Annotated in this window: 17 protein-coding genes and 2 tRNA genes; 13 read left to right on the top strand and 6 right to left on the bottom strand. The window is 66.8% G+C overall.

Annotated elements, in window-relative coordinates; all coding sequences use genetic code 11:
* Positions 1–103 precede the first annotated feature (103 nt).
* Positions 104–625, bottom strand: coding sequence for a TetR/AcrR family transcriptional regulator (locus tag FB473_RS03480; protein WP_376837299.1), 522 nt, complete (start codon positions 623–625; stop codon positions 104–106).
* On the opposite strand from FB473_RS03480, the gene FB473_RS03475 reads away from it, so the two are divergent.
* The 6 genes from FB473_RS03475 (at position 572) to FB473_RS03450 (ending at position 7782) form a co-directional block, all read left to right on the top strand.
* On the top strand, positions 572–2365 hold the full coding sequence (locus tag FB473_RS03475) for an ABC transporter substrate-binding protein (protein WP_341770016.1): 1794 nt from the start codon (positions 572–574) through the stop codon (positions 2363–2365). The genes FB473_RS03480 and FB473_RS03475 overlap by 54 nt on opposite strands.
* On the top strand, positions 2362–3315 hold the full coding sequence (locus tag FB473_RS03470; protein ID WP_167164859.1) for an ABC transporter permease subunit: 954 nt from the start codon (positions 2362–2364) through the stop codon (positions 3313–3315). The genes FB473_RS03475 and FB473_RS03470 overlap by 4 nt, the downstream gene beginning before the upstream one ends.
* Positions 3312–4094 (top strand): ABC transporter permease subunit, encoded by a 783-nt coding sequence (locus tag FB473_RS03465; RefSeq protein WP_167164857.1) that lies wholly within the window; start codon positions 3312–3314, stop codon positions 4092–4094. Before FB473_RS03470 ends, FB473_RS03465 begins: the two co-directional genes overlap by 4 nt.
* Positions 4091–5584, top strand: coding sequence for an ATP-binding cassette domain-containing protein (locus FB473_RS03460; protein WP_167164855.1), 1494 nt, complete (start codon positions 4091–4093; stop codon positions 5582–5584). The genes FB473_RS03465 and FB473_RS03460 overlap by 4 nt, the downstream gene beginning before the upstream one ends.
* Positions 5585–5740: 156 nt before the next feature.
* Positions 5741–7036, top strand: coding sequence for a MurT ligase domain-containing protein (locus FB473_RS03455; protein ID WP_341770015.1), 1296 nt, complete (start codon positions 5741–5743; stop codon positions 7034–7036).
* Entirely contained in the window at positions 7033–7782 is a 750-nt protein-coding gene (locus tag FB473_RS03450; protein ID WP_167164854.1) for a glutamine amidotransferase, read from the top strand. Before FB473_RS03455 ends, FB473_RS03450 begins: the two co-directional genes overlap by 4 nt.
* Before the next feature lie 12 nt (positions 7783–7794).
* Here FB473_RS03450 and FB473_RS03445 read toward each other — a convergent pair whose 3' ends face one another.
* The gene (locus tag FB473_RS03445; RefSeq protein ID WP_167164853.1) at positions 7795–8784 is read right to left on the bottom strand and encodes a hypothetical protein; all 990 of its coding nucleotides are present in this window, start codon (positions 8782–8784) and stop codon (positions 7795–7797) included.
* 185 nt (positions 8785–8969) lie between these two features.
* Here FB473_RS03445 and FB473_RS17595 point away from each other — a divergent pair, with 185 nt between their 5' ends.
* Both FB473_RS17595 and FB473_RS18560 read left to right on the top strand, forming a co-directional pair.
* Complete coding sequence (locus FB473_RS17595; protein ID WP_208390415.1) at positions 8970–9917, top strand: GNAT family N-acetyltransferase; 948 nt, start codon at positions 8970–8972, stop codon at positions 9915–9917.
* 9 nt (positions 9918–9926) lie between these two features.
* The gene (locus FB473_RS18560) at positions 9927–10427 is read left to right on the top strand and encodes an MmcQ/YjbR family DNA-binding protein (protein WP_167168964.1); all 501 of its coding nucleotides are present in this window, start codon (positions 9927–9929) and stop codon (positions 10425–10427) included.
* Here FB473_RS18560 and FB473_RS03430 read toward each other — a convergent pair.
* The 3 genes from FB473_RS03430 to FB473_RS18185 all read right to left on the bottom strand — a co-directional run bounded on the left by FB473_RS03430 (position 10389) and on the right by FB473_RS18185 (position 11300).
* Positions 10389–10461, bottom strand: a tRNA-Lys gene (locus tag FB473_RS03430). The two genes, FB473_RS18560 and FB473_RS03430, sit on opposite strands and share 39 nt — an antisense overlap.
* A gap of 75 nt (positions 10462–10536) precedes the next feature.
* A complete protein-coding gene (locus FB473_RS03425) occupies positions 10537–10965 on the bottom strand; it encodes a GroES family chaperonin (protein WP_425546699.1) in 429 nt (142 codons plus the stop codon).
* Positions 10962–11300 carry a DUF3618 domain-containing protein gene (locus FB473_RS18185; RefSeq protein ID WP_376837280.1) on the bottom strand — a complete coding sequence of 113 codons (339 nt, stop codon included), beginning with the start codon at positions 11298–11300 and terminating at the stop codon, positions 10962–10964. The genes FB473_RS03425 and FB473_RS18185 overlap by 4 nt, the downstream gene beginning before the upstream one ends.
* Positions 11301–11395: 95 nt before the next feature.
* On the opposite strand from FB473_RS18185, the gene bcp reads away from it, so the two are divergent.
* From bcp to FB473_RS03405, 3 genes are all read left to right on the top strand, one after another.
* A complete protein-coding gene (gene bcp, locus FB473_RS03415; protein ID WP_167164851.1) occupies positions 11396–11881 on the top strand; it encodes a thioredoxin-dependent thiol peroxidase in 486 nt (161 codons plus the stop codon).
* Positions 11882–11961: 80 nt separating this feature from the next.
* A tRNA-Leu gene (locus FB473_RS03410) sits at positions 11962–12043 on the top strand.
* 31 nt (positions 12044–12074) lie between these two features.
* Complete coding sequence (locus FB473_RS03405) at positions 12075–12995, top strand: ornithine cyclodeaminase family protein (RefSeq protein ID WP_167164849.1); 921 nt, start codon at positions 12075–12077, stop codon at positions 12993–12995.
* A gap of 144 nt (positions 12996–13139) precedes the next feature.
* On the opposite strand, the gene FB473_RS03400 is transcribed toward FB473_RS03405, so the two are convergent.
* Entirely contained in the window at positions 13140–13490 is a 351-nt protein-coding gene (locus FB473_RS03400; RefSeq protein ID WP_167164847.1) for an iron chaperone, read from the bottom strand.
* Between the two features lie 159 nt (positions 13491–13649).
* Between FB473_RS03400 and FB473_RS03395 the strand changes: the two genes are divergently transcribed.
* Together FB473_RS03395 and FB473_RS03390 are read left to right on the top strand one after the other, a co-directional pair.
* Complete coding sequence (locus FB473_RS03395; protein ID WP_167164845.1) at positions 13650–14516, top strand: SMP-30/gluconolactonase/LRE family protein; 867 nt, start codon at positions 13650–13652, stop codon at positions 14514–14516.
* 11 nt (positions 14517–14527) lie between these two features.
* A complete protein-coding gene (locus FB473_RS03390; protein ID WP_167164843.1) occupies positions 14528–15610 on the top strand; it encodes a substrate-binding domain-containing protein in 1083 nt (360 codons plus the stop codon).
* Positions 15611–15616: the final 6 nt, after the last annotated feature.

Genomic DNA, 15616 nt, shown 5'->3' with positions numbered 1-15616 from the left:
TCGCGGAGCCGTCAAGCCCCATTGCGTAACAATGTACACAAAGGCAAGGCATACCTAATTAACGTTCGCTGCACGAACCGGCGACGCACCAGGGCCGAACGACTCAGGAACCAGGCAGCAGCAAGTCGACGAGGCAGGCCAGGTTATGAGCGAAGTCGGCCTGTTCCTCGCGCCTACCCGCGAAGTCGTGCAACCGGCCAATCGCGGGAAGCTCCGCCGGATCCACGGAGCGGAACACCTCGCGCGACTGCGCGACAGCCCCGACATGGGCGAAGATCGATTCTCCAGCCAGGTAGTAGAACAGCACCTGCCAGGCGCGAATGGCCGCCAAGGGGTCGAGGCCGGCCCGATCGAAACAATCGAAGAGCTGGTCCATGAGGGGCATGACGTGCGAACTCGCCAGGCCATCCCCCGACAGGACGGACACCACCCACGAATGTGCCCTGAACGTCTCATGAAGCCTGCTCAGAATCTGGACGACCTCCTCGCGGGGTTCAGAATGCGGCACCGGCGGCATTGCCAGTGCCACCACGTCGAGCATCGCCACCAGAAGCCCTCTGCGATCACCCACGTGGCGGTACAGCGACATCGGCGCCACGCCCAGATCGTCGGCCACTCGGCGCATGGTCAGCGCGGGCAAACCCTCCCCTTCGACAATGTCGAGAGCGACGGTCACGATTTTCTGCGCCGTCAGGGGATCGCGGGCACGACGGCGACGAGGCGTGGTCATCTCATCCATGGTGCCTGCGCAGATTTCACTTCTTCTCGTATGTATGGTTATCCTAACCTAAGTGTACATAGTTACTATATTCCGATAGGACTTTCCATGGCATCAGCCTTTCGTAGGGTTGCGCGAGGCCTCATCGCCGCAGGCATAGCCCTTGCCGTCACCGCCTGCGGTTCATCCTCCGAAGCCCCGACCGTATCCAGCGCCGCCGATTCAGGTACGGTCGCCACCGGCGGGACGGTCAGGGTCGGCATCCTCGGCGGCACCACCGACAGCCTTGACGTCACCCAGGCCTCGTCCTTCCTGGTCTACGGGGTCGCTCTCAATGTCTACGACTCGCTGGTACTTGTGATCGACGGCTCACCGCAGCTGAAACTCGCCGAGTCCATCACCTCGAACGCCGACGCCACGCAATGGACGATCACCATTCACGACGGTGTGACCTTTCACGACGGCACCGCACTCACCGCCGACGACGTGCTCGCCTCACTGAGCTACCTCGGCACCGCGCCCAACTACGGCGCTATGTTCAGCGACATTGACTTCGCCAACGCGACCAGCGACGGCGAGCTCACAGTCACGTTGCCGTTACTGCAGCCGCGCGCCGACTTCGTCGAGTCCGTGTTGGCGCAGATCAGCGTTGTTTTCCCCGCGGGAACGACCGACTTCGATCACCCCATCGGGTCAGGACCGTTCAAGCTCGAGTCGTACACGCCCGGAACCGGCGCCGTCCTCGTGCGCAATGACGACTACTGGGGTGAGAAGGCCACGCTGGACCGCCTGGAATTCCTGCCGATAGCTGATGCCACAGCGCGCATGTCCGCCCTGACCAGCGGCCAGATCGACTACGCCGTGGGCGTTACTCCCACGGGCATCGAAACCATCCAGGAAGGCTCCGGGATCACGGTGCAAGACCCAGGAGCATCCGAGTCCAGCGCATTCGAGTTCATGATGAACCAGGCAAAGGCCCCCTTCGACGATCCGGAAGTCCGCGAAGCGTTCCGGCTCGCGATCGACCGGCAGGCGCTCGTCGATGTGGTGTTCCGCGGCAAGGGCGTCGTCGGCAACGACGTGGTTGGCAAGGGCATGCTCGGCTACGACGATTCGCTGACGCAGCGCGAGCGCGACGTCACGAAGGCCAAGGAGATCTTCGCCGCCAAAGGTGTCACAAGTCTGAGTGTGCTCGCCTCGGAGATGACTCCGGGCATCACCGACGCGGCCAAGCTCATGGCCCAACAACTGGAGGAAGCCGGGGTCGAGGTCACCGTCAACGAGGCCGACCCGACAACCCTGTTCAATGACCTGAGCGTTGTCGCGGCCAATGACATCTTCTCGTTCTATGCGATCAACCGGCCGTTCGCCGCACACGCGACGATGTTCCTCACCGACGGCGCCCCCGGCAACTACTTCGGCAGCCAGGACCCCGAGTTGACGAACCTGATCGCCGAGGCACAAGCGCAGACCGACGAGGCACAACGCACCGACCTGCTCCATCAGGCCGAACAACTGGTCTGGGAGTCCGGTACCGATGCCGTCTGGGGTTTCCAGCCGGTACTCGCGGCCCACAAGGAGACACTCACCGATGTACAAATGACCATGAGCGTCCCGCTGTTCTCCCAGGCCGCCTACCAGCAGTGAGGTCTCTCCGCTCAGCCGCAGCCCGGACGGCAGCCATCATCTGGTGGCTGCTCGTCTGGGCTGCGTGGACGCTCGCGGCCTTGGTCGTCGTGTTCCTTCTGCTCGACGCGCTGCCGGGCGACGCAGCGAGCGCGCGGCTCGGGCAGTACGCAACGCCGGAGGCTCTCACGCAACTCCGGGCACAATACGGTCTGGATCGTCCCGTGCTGGAACGGCTGGCGAACTGGCTCCGGGGCCTGGCATCCGGCGACTTAGGGACGACGCTGCTGACCAACACTCAGGTCGCCCCGATATTGACCTCAGCGCTGGGTCGCACGGCGCTGCTCGCCGCCCTGGCGTCCATCGGCATCATGGTGCTCGGCTGGGGCGGGGCCATCCTGGCGGGGTCGAGGTCGGGCTCCGTCCTCGACCGGGTTCTAAGCTCGTCAGCACTCGCAGCGATCTGCACTCCGGAGTTCGTCGTGGCCACTCTGCTGATCGTCGTCTTCGCGTCCGTACTCGGATGGCTCCCGGCTGTCTCCCTGGTCCCCGCCGACGGAGGGGTGCTCGCCCATCCCGAGATCCTCGTACTACCGACGCTGAGCATCGTGATCGTGGGCAGCGGGACGTTGATGCGGCTCGTGCGACCGGTGATCGCTCGTCAATCCGTCAGTCTCCACGTGGAGGCAGCGCGACTCGCCGGGCTCTCCCCGGCACGCGTGCTTCTGCGTCACCTTCTTCCCGGTGCCATCGCCCCAGCAGCCCAAGCGAGCGCCATGATCGTGCCTTATCTCGTCGGAGGCACCGTGGTCATCGAACGAGCTTTCGCCTACCCGGGCCTCGGCAGCCTCATGGTGCAAGCCGTCAGCAATCGAGAACCGGATCTGCTCATGGCTTGCGCCGGCGTCGTCATCGCGCTCACGGTGCTCGCCTACCGGTTGGCCGACCTGTCCCGGGGGAAGACCTCGTGAGGCGCACCGACCGCGTCTGGCTCACCCTGCTCCTGGCCGTCCTCGGGCTCGCACTCGTGGGCCCGTTGTTCGCCGACGGAGCCGATGCCACTGTGGCAACCGGTTACTTGTCGCCAGCCCAACACGGCCCGCTCGGCACTGACGGTCTCGGTCGTGACGTCTGGCTGCGGCTGGCCCACGGAGGTGCAGGTCTGTTGCTCGTTGCGGTGATCGCGACGGCCGCAGCAATGCTCATCGGTATCGTGCTCGGGCTGACGCTGACGGCACACAACCTGGTCGCACGACTCCTCGGCCTGCTGACCGATCTGCTGCTCGTGATCCCGTCGATGCTGACCATGATGGTGCTGGTCTTCGGGCTCGGGTCCGGCGTGTGGACGATGGTGCTGATCATGACCGTGGCGAGCGTTCCTTTCGTCGCACGTTTCACGCGGTCGATCGCAACGCCCGTTCTCGGCAGCGACTACGTCCTTGCTGCCCGCGCGGCAGGCGATTCGTGGTACACCGTCTTCCGTCGCGAGGTGCTGCCGAATCTCGCCCCTCCCCTGCTGGCTGACGCCGGAACTCGGCTCATCAGCGCGCTGTACCTCGTGGCCGCAGCGGGATTCCTCGGTTTCTCCCCGTTGGGCGGGGACGGTGACTGGGCGACCATGGTGCAAGCAGGGCTCGAAGGCATCAGGCTCAACCCTTGGGCGAGCCTCGCGCCCGCGCTGGCCATAGCAGCCGTCACGATCCCAGCCAACCTCTTGGCCGACCGTGTGATGCGACGGGTGATGTCGTGATCGAGTTGACGGGCCTCACGATTGAAACAGAGTCCGGAACCCGGATATTGGACGACGCGAGCCTCAGCGTACGCGACGGTGAGACACATGCTCTCGTCGGAGAGTCGGGGTCAGGTAAGACGACAGCCGCCCTTGCCCTGTTCGGCCTGATCCGTCGCGGGCTGCGGGTCACGGCAGGCACCATCCGTGTCGCCGGAGCGGAGCCACTCGGACTCCGCGGCTCTGCGCTACGACGATTCCGCCGCGAACGGCTCGCCTGGCTCGGCCAAGATCCCGCCCTGGCGCTGACACCACACGTGACGATCGGCGAGTTGCTGCGCGAGGTGGCCCCGAACCACACCAGTGACGAGACGTTGCTCACGTTGGTCGCATCACTCGGCTTGGACGACGTCCCGGACCTACTTCGGCGCCGCCCTGGCCAGCTCTCCGGCGGTCAGCGGCGTCGAGCCGCCTTCGCCCGGGCACTGGCCTCCCAACCCGAGATACTCGTACTCGATGAACCGACCAACGGGCTCGACGCCGACGCGATCGCCCAAGTCGCCTGGGCCATGGATGCGCTTCGCGCGCAACGCCGGCTCACCGTGCTGTTGATCACCCACGACCTCGGCTTCGCGCGGCGGGTATCAGATGTGGTTTCGTTCATGCACGAGGGGCGCATCGCCGAATCGCATCCGGTCGCCCAGTTGGAGGATGCCACTTCGGTGACAGTGCGCCGGGCGCTGGCTGCGGCGCGGCTGGAGAACCGTCCTCGGCAACACGACCGGGCCGGAGAACCACTGCTCCGAGCAGACCGGCTGACCGTCCAGGCACCGTCAGGCCAGGCGGTGGTCACGGATCTCAGTCTCGAGCTACCGAAAGGAGCGAGCATCGCCCTCCTCGGGCCTTCGGGAATCGGCAAGACCACGTTGGTGCGGACCCTCATCGGTACTCACCTCCCAGATGGCGGAACACTCGACGTCGACGGCGCTCCGGTGCCCTGGCCGATGTCGGCGCGCACTCCTGCCCAGCGTCGTCGAATCCAGCTGATCAGTCAGGACCCGGCTGGCAGCCTGAATCCCGCGATCTCGGTGGACCGTCAGTTGCGCCGCGCGGTGAGGCGCTCGCGGCCGGGGCTGTCCCGCGAACAGGTCACCTGCGAGGTCGAGCGGTTGCTTCATGCTGTCAACCTGGCTCCCGAGACCGCCGGTGCGCTACCCCGGACGTTGTCTGGCGGCCAGGCACAACGTGTCGCTATCGCCCGAGCACTTGCCCACGAGCCCGGGATTCTGCTCTGCGACGAGGCGACGAGTTCACTCGATCCGACCATTCAGCGAGCCGTACTGGAGTTGCTGGATTCGCTTCGGCGAGAGCGTGGGCTGGCGCTCCTCGTCATCACGCACGACGCGGCCGTCGCCCGGTTCTGCGCCGACCGGACCCTCCTGCTGGAGGGAGGTGGGTCCGTCCGCTGGGAGAGCACCGGTGAAACATCTCGCGAGACCGCCGCGGGCTAGCGGCCGACCACGGCTCCCCACTGCGCCGCTGCAGACAGACATGGCCAGGGACCCTGCGAAGCGCAGACTGCCACTATCGTGCGTTCTGCTCTCCATCGCGACATGCCCCAGTGTCACGCCCCCGTCCCCACTTCCAAGGTCTGCCACAATGGCCTGGTGGCTCCAGCCGTTTCACAAACTCCCCAACCGCTGACTCTGGCCCGCCAGGCACTCGCCTTCGGCCTGGGCAATGCCGCGGCGTTCGCCTCCCGCGTGACCGGGCGCGGCACCGGTGCGTCCATCAAGGGCGCGATCATGATGAAGATCGACCCGGGCTTGTTCCGGCGCCTGCTGGCCGGCAAGCGCATCGGCGTCGTGTCGGGGACGAACGGCAAGACCACCACGACGCATCTGCTCACCGCGGCCCTGCGCGAATCCGTGCACGATCCGCGTGACGTCGTCACCAACCCCGACGGGGCGAACCTGCGCGAGGGAGTCGTCTCGGCGTTGTCGACGCGCCCGAAGGCACCGATCGCGATCCTCGAGGTGGACGAGCAGGTCGTCCCCGACATGATTCGTTACGGGCACCCCGAGGTGCTCATCATGCTGAACTTCAGTCGCGACCAGCTCGACCGGCATCACGAGATCAACGCTCTCGGTCGCAAGTGGCGGGAGGCCCTGCTGGCGGCCGGCGACCAGGGGCCGGTGGTCGTGGCGAACACGAAGGACCCCCTGGTGGTGTGGGCCGCGTCCGCCGCGCACCGCGCCGTGTGGATCGACATGGGCACAGGCTGGGCGCAGGACGCCGCCCTGTGTCCCAACTGCGGTGCGGTACTCACCCACGACGCCGACCAGAACTGGGACTGCCCGGGCTGCGAACTCACCGAGATGCCCCCCGACTACCGGGTCGACGGCGGCGACGTCGTCCGAGCCGACGGCGAGCGCCAGGAACTCGGCTTGAAGGTGCCGGGCCGGTTCAATCGTGGCAACGCCGTATGTGCCCTGGCCGCAGCGGTCGAGATGGGCGTCTACGAGCCGGTCGCCCTGCACGGCATGCGCACGGTCGAGGCTCCTGCCGGCAGGTTCGCGATCGGCACGTACGCGTCCGCGGGCGCTCGTCCGACGAAGGCACGCCTCGTCCTGGCGAAGAACCCCGCCGGCTGGGCCGAATCGCTGCTCGTCATGGAATCCGATCCCGTGGTGCTCGCGGTCGACTCGGCCATCGCGGACGGCACCGACGTCAGCTGGATGTGGGACGTCGAGTACGAGCGATTGCGCGGTCGGCGCGTGATCGCCACCGGGCCGCGGGCGAGCGACCTCGCGGTGCGGCTCAGCTACGCCGAGGTCGATCATGAGGTGATCCCCGACATGGCGGAGGCCTTGAAGGGACCTTTCGACAGCACCGTCGACGTGCTGTCGACCTACTCGGCGTTCCTGCGGCTGTGCCGCATGGGAGGGGTGGAGCTCAAGTGAGCCACAAGATCGTCGTCGTCTATCAATCACTGCTCGGCATCTACGGCGACCGCGGCAACGGGATGGTGCTCGCCAAGCGACTCCAGTGGCGTGATCTGGACGCAGAGGTGGTCAACGTCGAGCCCGGCGAACCGGTGCCGGACGACGGCCTGATCTACCTGCTCGGCGGCGGCGAGGACCTCGCCCAGATCGCGGCCGTGAAGGCTCTCGAGGCCGACGGCGGTCTGCACCGGGGATTGGACGCCGGCGGCGTCCTGTTCGCCGTGTGCGCGGGCTATCAGCTGTGCGGGCACAGCTTCACCGTGGGCGACAACGACGAGGTGTTCGGCGGGCTCGGGCTCCTCGACGTGGAGACCCGCCGTGGCTCCGAGCGGGCGGTCGGTGAGATACTCACACACTGGACGCGTCCCGACGGCACCGAGGACCTCATCACCGGCTTCGAGAACCACGGGGGTTTCACCTCGCTCGGTTCGGACGCCACCCCGTTCGCCTCGGTCGAGGTCGGGGTGGGCAACGGCACCGACGGGCACGACGGGGCGGTGCAGGACCGTGTCATCGGCCTGTATCCGCACGGCCCGATCCTCCCCCGCAACCCGGCGCTCGCCGACCATCTGCTGGAACTCGCGCTGGGGACGAAACTGGAGCCCATCGATCGGCCGGAGTTGAACGCGGAGCACGAACGACTGCGCCAGGAGCGGATCCGCATCGTCCGGACGACGAGGAACCGCGCCGAACAGACCCGCTGAGGACGGCACCCGCTAGGACGCGGGCGGTCGTCCGCCCAGACCTGCGACACGGTGCCGCACCCGGCGTCCTGACGCGTAGAAGGCTGCGAGGATGATGAACACCCCGAAGACGGCGACGCCGCCCAGCAGGTAGTCGCGGGGCAACCCGAGCAACCGCTCGTGGCCGATCCAGCCGAACCCCCACAGCACCGCCAACCCGACGCAGTACTGGCGATACAGCTTTCCAGCCAGGCCCAGGCTGCCGGCGATGAACACACAGAACGCGCCGAGCGCCACCAGGAGCGCCTGATCGTCCTCGACGAGGCTGAACGCGTCCACCACCACACCGACCGACATGAGCAGTTCGACACAGCTCCAGCCGAGCAGGAGCCCCCACCCCACGTCCGTCGCGAATCGTTCGAGCACTGTGGACGCAGGGTTCCGGGCGAGGCGCCAGACGAGCACGCACAAGGCGCCGATCGCCATGGACAGGCACGTCACGGCCCCGACCACATGGCCCTCGCGGCCGAGGATCACCCACGCGAGCAATGCCAGACCCGCCACGACCGAAGGCCGGGTGAGCAGGATGAGCCGCGGCGATGCCCAGTGGGCCGGGATCCACTGCCACACGAGGAAGGCGACCAGCCCCGCGCTGACCGCCCACCAGATCAAGAAGGCCTCGGGCCCGGTCGAGAGCAGTCCCGCGCCCGATCCGAACATGCCGGTGGTGATCTCGGCACCGGGCCCGGCGATCACGGCGACCAGCGCCGCGCTCAACGCGAGGACGGCGCCCAGCGAGTTCATCCCCGGGAACACGAGGTCGAAGGGGTCGATGCGCCGCATGGGAGCGGCCGACGGCTGCTCCACCGTCTGGACGAGCAGTGCGCTCGGTGACAGGTTCGGCGAACTCGGTGGCTGAACGCTGTGGTCGGCGAGGGGCCGGACGAGCCCCGTCGGAGCCAGTTCGACATGCGGGCGCGCGTGACGCTCGCGAGCGCGAGTCCTGCTCTGCTCAGTCGTCATGACGGCCTCCCCCTCGGCGGACGACCACTGCGGTTGTGGTGCTGACTGGACGATTCAATCAGGCCGGAGGCTCACCAGCAGCGGATTGCCGATGATCAGAGGTCTTCCCCGCCTGCTTCGCCGGCGAGGAATCGGGTCGCTGAGGCGCGCCCAACAATGTCGGACGGCTCTGCCAGGATGTCGTCATGGCTGTCAGACCCACGATTCAAGAAGTCACCTTCGACTGCTCCGACGCGGCCGGAACGGCCTCGTTCTGGGGGAACCTGCTGGATCGTCCGTGGGGCTTCCGCCCGGGCCTGGGAGGTGTCGTGGACGCCGGGGCCGTCAAGCTGTACTTCCAGGTGGTGCCGGAGCCGAAGGGGTCCCCGAAGAATCGGTTGCACCTCGACATCGAGGTCGACGACCTGCGCGAGGCGGTCGACCGCGCCGAAGCTCTCGGCGGCCGCCGCATCAGCGACTATCACGAGGACGACGACAGCGGGTTCGTGGTGATGCACGACCCCGAGGCCAACGAGTTCTGCCTGGTTGCGCAGTCGGATCACTCCTGGCTACGCCTGCTGACGTCCGCGACGCTCGCCCCTGCCCACGTGAACCCCGTGGCCACCCCTCCCGTCCTGGAGTCGGAGCATTTTCGCTTCCGGCTGGTGCGGTTGCAGGACGCCGACGATCTGCTGACGTACCACATCGACTCGGCGATCACGGCGGTGCCCGGATCACCCGACCGCGCCTCCGGCCCGCCCTGCACGACAGCCGAGCAGATGCGGGCGACCATCGCCTCCTGGCTGGCTGAGGGAACCGAGCACGGATGCGTCGACTTCGCGGTGGTCGACAGGTCGTCCGGAAGAGCCATCGGAATCATCGAGGTGTCCGCCCATCCCGCCGATCACCACAGCGACCTCCGGTGGGCGCTGCTGCGCCTCGGTCTTCCGCCCGACTACGAGGACCTCGTCCGTGTGTCCGAGATCTTCGATCTGGCAGACGCGTTCTTCGACTGGTTCGACGTCGACCGGCTCGTCACACACGTCCCGGACGGCTCGTCCACCAGAGCGCTTGCCGCCGGGAGGGCCGGCTACCACGGCTTCGGCCAGGGCGGTTCCTCCTCGGCGAACACCATGGCCAAGACCCGCGACTAGGGTTCGGTCATGGCGGACGATCACGGGCCCGGAGCCGGCCTCACCGATCGGCTCCTCGACTACTGCCTGGGCAAGCCCGGCGCCTTCCTCGATTTCCCCTTCGGCCCGGACGTCACCGTGGTCAAGGTCAAGGCTCCGTCGCAGGACAGGGGGCCGATCTTCCTGCAACTGTTCGAGCTGCGAGGGGACGCCCGGGCCACATTCCGATGCACCCCGGAGGACGGGCAGTACCTGCGTTCGACCTTCCCCGGCCGGGTGGTGCGCGGCTACCACTGCCAGACGCCTCTCCAGCCCTATGCGAACACCGTTACACTGGACGGCGTCGTCCCCGACGACCTGCTGTTCCAGATGGCGGACGACTCCTGGTCGCTGATGGTCGCCAAACTGCCCGGATGGGCCCGGCACGAGGTGCTTTCCTGCGATCGATCACCGGAGACAGGAACGGCTCCGGTTGAACCGGAGCCGGACGAGTGCACCACCAGGGACTCGAACCCTGAACCCGCTGATTAAGAGTCAGCTGCTCTGCCAGTTGAGCTAGTAGTGCGCGCGACGATTTACTTTAGCGCAGGGGCCGGGAAAAGACGAAATCATCACGATGCCCCGCGCCGATGGGCACGCCTCACAGATACAGGCCTGTGCCGGAGTCCTGAAGACGCTCTGCCGCGACCGCGTGCAGGTCGCGTTCCCTGAGCAGCAGATAGGTCTTGTTGCGCAGTTCGACCTCCGCCCGCTCCTGCGGATCGAACAGGACGCGGTCGCCCAGCCTCACCGACCGGACGTTCGATCCGATGGCGACGACCTTCGCCCAGGCGAGCTTGCGTCCCATCTGCACGGTGGCGGGGATCAGGATGCCACCGGAACTTCGGCGCTCACCCTGCTCGTCGTCCGGATCGACGAGGACGCGGTCGTGAAGCATGCGGATCGGCAACGCGGCCTGGGACTCACCGGCCCCGCCGGTCGGCTCGTCGAATGCCACCTCGGCGGCGTCTACGTCCGCATCCTCCTCGGGTTGCGGCGACTCCGGAGCGTCGGCGTCCGCACGACTCACTTCGTCGCCCTGCGGATCAGCGCGCCCGCACCCGCGAAGGCACCGAACACGGCGGCGGCCCCGCCCACGACCAGGGCGACGGTGCCGACGTTGTTCCAGCGGACACCACCGGAGTCCACGAACCAGTTCCTCGTCTCGTCCACGGTGTCGAAGATCACCTTCCTGGTGTCGTCGAAGGTCTGCTTGATGGTCTGCTTGACATCGTCGACGGCCCGGTTCTTGAGCGTGGTGGGATGGACCTCGGATACGAGCCCCTCGACCCCCGTCGAGATCGTGTGCCGTGTCGCGGCGATGTCGGCTCGGATCTGCTCCGGTGTGCGTTGCCTGGAAGCCACGTTGTCCTCCACCCAGTCTCGACAGTCAGTGTCCCAAGCCTAATGCCCGCGAGCGAGTCGGTGCACCCGTCATACCCATGGCCTATGGTTGGGCCATGACGCAACTGGCAGCAGGCGACGCGGCACCGCCATTCACCCTTCCGGACGCCGAGGGACGCGACATCTCACTGTCCGATTTCAAGGGACGAAAGGTGGTCGTCTACTTCTACCCCGCAGCGATGACGCCGGGCTGCACCACCGAGGCGATCGATTTCACTCAGGCTCGCGACGACTTCCTGGAGGCCGGGATCGACGTCGTCGGCATCTCCCCGGACTCCCCCGACAAGATCCAGAAGTTCCGCACCCGCAAAGATCTCAAGGTCACCCTGTTGTCGGACGAGAACCGCCAGGTCATCAGCGCCTACGGCGCTTGGGGCACCAAGGTGCTCTACGGCAAGCCCGTCGACGGCGTGCTGCGTTCCACGTTCCTGGTCGATGTGGACGAGCAGGGAGTCGGCACGATCGAGTTGGCACAGTACAACGTGCGCGCCACCGGGCACGTCGACCGCCTGCGCCGCGACCTCGGGCTGCTTCACATCTGACGGCGGTGACCCGTCCCGCCCTGTCGCCCCGTGGCTCATAGGGGACCATGCCCTACACTGGTGCCCGCCGTCACGGCAGCGCGGGAGTGGTGGAACTGGTAGACACGCAGGATTTAGGTTCCTGTGCCGAAAGGCGTGAGGGTTCGAGTCCCTTCTCCCGCACAAGCCCGATCGAGATCACAGGAACACAGCCATGACCACCATCACCCTCGACGAGGACGATGTGCGGCAGGCTGTGAGCATGCCCGCCGCCATCGACGCGATACGGCGCGGCTTCGTAGGCCTGGCCGCGGGTGAGTTCGAGATGCCGGTGCGAACAGTGCTGCGGGACGGACAGTTCCTCGTGATGTCCGCGCATCATCGCCCCAGCGCGACTGCGATGGTGAAGACGCTGAGCCTGAACTTCTCTCGCGTGCCTGCCATCTCGGGCACCGTGGTGTGGAGCGAGGCCGCCCGCGCCGACCACCTGGTCGCCCCAGCGGGCGTGGTCACCGCGTTGCGCACGGGCGCGGCAGTGGGAGTGGCGACCGATCTGCTGGCCGTGCCGGACGCGAGCCGTCTGACATTGTTCGGTGTCGGCGGGCAGGCCGCCGACCAGGTACGTGCCGTCCGGGCCGTCCGGCCGATCCACCGGCTGACGGTGGTGAACACCGATCCTGGCCGCGCCCGGAGGTTCCTGGAAGCACTCGGTCCCGAGCTGTCGGGCATCGACGTCCGCATCACGACCGATCCCGTCGAGGCCGTGGCGGATGCCGACGTGGTCTGCTGCGCCACCAACACGTCCGAACCGCTGTTCCCTGCCTCCGCGCTGCCCCGACGCGTGCATGTCAATGCCATCGGAGCCTACCGCCCCACGATGCGGGAGCTCCCGGACGAACTACTCGCCGACAGCTTCATCGTCGTCGACGAGATCGGGGCGATCCTGGAGGAGTCGGGCGAGATCATCCACGCACTGCGGGCGGGAGCTCTGGCGGTCGACGACCTCGTCGAGCTGGGCTCCGCACTGCGATCCGCCCCGTCGACCCGTGCTCCGCGCACGGTCTTCAAGTCGGTGGGCATCGCCATGCAGGACTGGGTCATCGCCCGATTGCTGGCGGACGCGTACCTCGGCTGATCAGCTCCCGCTAAGGAAACGCTGATCAATGCGAGCAACGCTGGCTGAGCCTGTCGAAGCCCGCTTCCGGACGACAGTTCCGCGACCCTTCGACAGGCTCAGGGATCATTGATCAGCGTTTCCCTAACTGAAGCCGCCGAGCGCCTACCTCTTCGCGCGCTGCTGCGTGACGCGGAACTCGACGATCCTCGTCACGAGATCCCTCGGCAGCGGGTGGTCCAGCGGGAACTGCACGGTGCCCTTGGCGTGCTTGAGCCCCAGCCTGTCGAGTTCGTCGGCCACCACTGCGACGCCCTCGGAGCCCGGATAGAGCCCGATGTGTTTCGCGAACGCCCCGAAGGCCACCAGATAACCGTTCAGGGTGAAGGTCGGCATGCCATAGGAGATCTTCTCCCCCGCGTCGGGCACGAGTGCCCGGACCAGATCGGCCAGCTCTCGCATGAGCCCGGCCTTCGCGCCCTCATGACGGGCGATGTAGTCGTCCATGACGGTCATGACGCCCCCAAGAATCCGGCGGTCGCTACGTGCGCAATTCTCACACATTTCCACGTCAGAAGAGTTGCCTCCAGGATCTATCACAGAGTATGTTGCGTAGGCGAACACAGAGGTTTCGCTAGGTGAACACCGTAGTTGCTCCCGGATCAGAGGCGATCGATGCACGAAAAGACGCTGAATCCCGACATCCTCGGCCTTCCGTTCAGCACGGCGCTCGGCGAAGGTCCGTACTGGGACGGCTCTCGCCTGGGCTTCGTCGACATCCTCGGTCGCAAGCTCCACACCGCGACGCTCGACGGCACCCAGGTCACCACCCACGACCTCCCGCAACTCGTCGGTTTCGCGGTCCCGCACGCGGAGGGCGGCTGGGTGGCCGGGTTCACCGACGGCCTGTGGCGTAGTTCCGCGGACGGGTCCCGATGGGAGCAGATCTGGCAGGCGCCTCACTCCCCCGCGACCCACCGGTTCAACGACGGCAAGACCGATCCCCGCGGCCGCGTCTGGTTCGGCTCGATGACCTATGCCGAGGACGAGCCCACGTCGGCCCTCTATCGATGGGACGCCGAGGGGGTCTCCCAGCAGGTCTCGGGCATCACGACCTCGAACGGTCTCGACTGGTCCCCCGACCGGCGCACCTTCTACTACACCGACTCGATCCCGCGAGTGATCTGGGCGTTCGACTACGACGACGAGTCGGGGACGATCGGCAACCGCCGGGTCTTCGCCCAGGACCCCGACGGGTACGTCCCGGACGGCGGCACGATCGACGACGAGGGCTGCTTCTGGTCGGCCAAGTGGAACGGGGCGCGGCTCGTCCGGTATGCCCCCGACGGACGTGTCGATCTCGTGTGGCACCTGCCCGTCAACAACCCCACCAGCTGCTGCTTCGTCGGCCCCGATCGCTCGATCCTGGCCGTCACCACCGCCACCCCACCCGATTCGACCCGTGCCAGCGAACTCGATGGCAGGGTTCTCCTCATTCCGACAACAACCACTGGTCCGGCAGCGACGTCGGCCAGCATCTAGAGGGGGAAGACATGACCAATCCGATCAGCCGCAGGGCACTGCTGCAGTCATCACTCGCCCTGGGCGCCGCAGGCGTCCTGGCGAGTTGTTCCACTGCGGGCAGTGGAAGTTCGGGCTCCGGCTCCTCGGCGGGTTCCGGCGCCAACCACATGGTCCCGTCGGTGGACGGGCCGCTGGTCGTCGGCCTCGCCAACGGATGGGCCGGCAACTCGTGGCGCTCGCAGATGGTCGCGGAGTTCCAGTACGCCTGCGAGAACCAATACAAGTCCGACGTGTCGAAGACGATCATCACGGACGCCAACAACTCGGTCGACAAGCAGATCTCGCAGATCAACGACATGCTGACGGCCGGGGTCAGCCTGCTGCTCATCGACGCATCGAGCGCGAGTGCGCTCACCGGTGTCGTCGAGCGTGCGCAGCAGCAGGGCGTCCAGGTGGTCTCCTTCGACAATGCCGTCGAGAGCGAGTACAACATCATCGTCAACACCGATCCGGTCGAGTTCGGGCAGATCGGCGGGGAATGGCTGGCGAGCCAGCTCTCCAGCGGCGACACCGTGTTCATGCTCGACGGCGTCTCGGGCACCCCGGTCAGCAACGGACGCATCGAGGGCGCCCAGAAGGCTCTGGAGGACGCCGGGATCGAGATCGTGGCCAACGCCGCCGGCGACTGGGATCAGGCCAAAGCCCAGTCCGCGGCTGCGAACCTGCTCTCGGCGCACCCCGACGTCAAGGGCATCTACTCCCAGGGCGGTGCCATGACCCTCGGCGCGATCGAGGTCATGGAGCAGCGCAGCATGTCGCTCGTGCCGATGCCCGGGGAGGGCTACAACGGCTTCCTCAAGAAGTGGAAGGAACTCAAGGACGCCAGCGGCTGGGCCTCGATCGCCCCGTCGCAGTCTCCGGCACTGGTCGTGACCGCGCTCGACTACGGCATCAAGGCCCTCCGCGGGGAGGATCCGGGCCAGGCCCCCAAGGTTGCGCTCGACGTGATCACCCAGGACAACCTCGACGACTACGTGCGCACCGACATGTCTGACGCCATGTTCCTGCCCACCAACCTGCCGGACGACGTCCTGACCAACCTCTTCGGGTGACGTGCG

This window comes from Brooklawnia cerclae, from assembly GCF_011758645.1.
In the GTDB taxonomy this organism is placed as follows: domain Bacteria; phylum Actinomycetota; class Actinomycetes; order Propionibacteriales; family Propionibacteriaceae; genus Brooklawnia; species Brooklawnia cerclae.
This window is presented reverse-complemented; position numbering and strand designations above follow the sequence as displayed.

Excerpts from the sequence above, each read along its gene's own strand:
- FB473_RS03400 (WP_167164847.1), bottom strand. The coding sequence starts at position 13,490 with ATGACCGTCATGGACGACTACATCGCCCGTCATGAGGGCGCGAAGGCC.
- FB473_RS17595 (WP_208390415.1), top strand. The coding sequence starts at position 8,970 with ATGGCTGTCAGACCCACGATTCAAGAAGTCACCTTCGACTGCTCCGAC.
- FB473_RS03480 (WP_376837299.1), bottom strand. The coding sequence starts at position 625 with ATGCGCCGAGTGGCCGACGATCTGGGCGTGGCGCCGATGTCGCTGTAC.
- FB473_RS03445 (WP_167164853.1), bottom strand. The coding sequence starts at position 8,784 with ATGACGACTGAGCAGAGCAGGACTCGCGCTCGCGAGCGTCACGCGCGC.
- FB473_RS03405 (WP_167164849.1), top strand. The coding sequence starts at position 12,075 with ATGACCACCATCACCCTCGACGAGGACGATGTGCGGCAGGCTGTGAGC.
- FB473_RS03395 (WP_167164845.1), top strand. The coding sequence starts at position 13,650 with ATGCACGAAAAGACGCTGAATCCCGACATCCTCGGCCTTCCGTTCAGC.
- FB473_RS18560 (WP_167168964.1), top strand. The coding sequence starts at position 9,927 with ATGGCGGACGATCACGGGCCCGGAGCCGGCCTCACCGATCGGCTCCTC.
- FB473_RS03390 (WP_167164843.1), top strand. The coding sequence starts at position 14,528 with ATGACCAATCCGATCAGCCGCAGGGCACTGCTGCAGTCATCACTCGCC.
- bcp (WP_167164851.1), top strand. The coding sequence starts at position 11,396 with ATGACGCAACTGGCAGCAGGCGACGCGGCACCGCCATTCACCCTTCCG.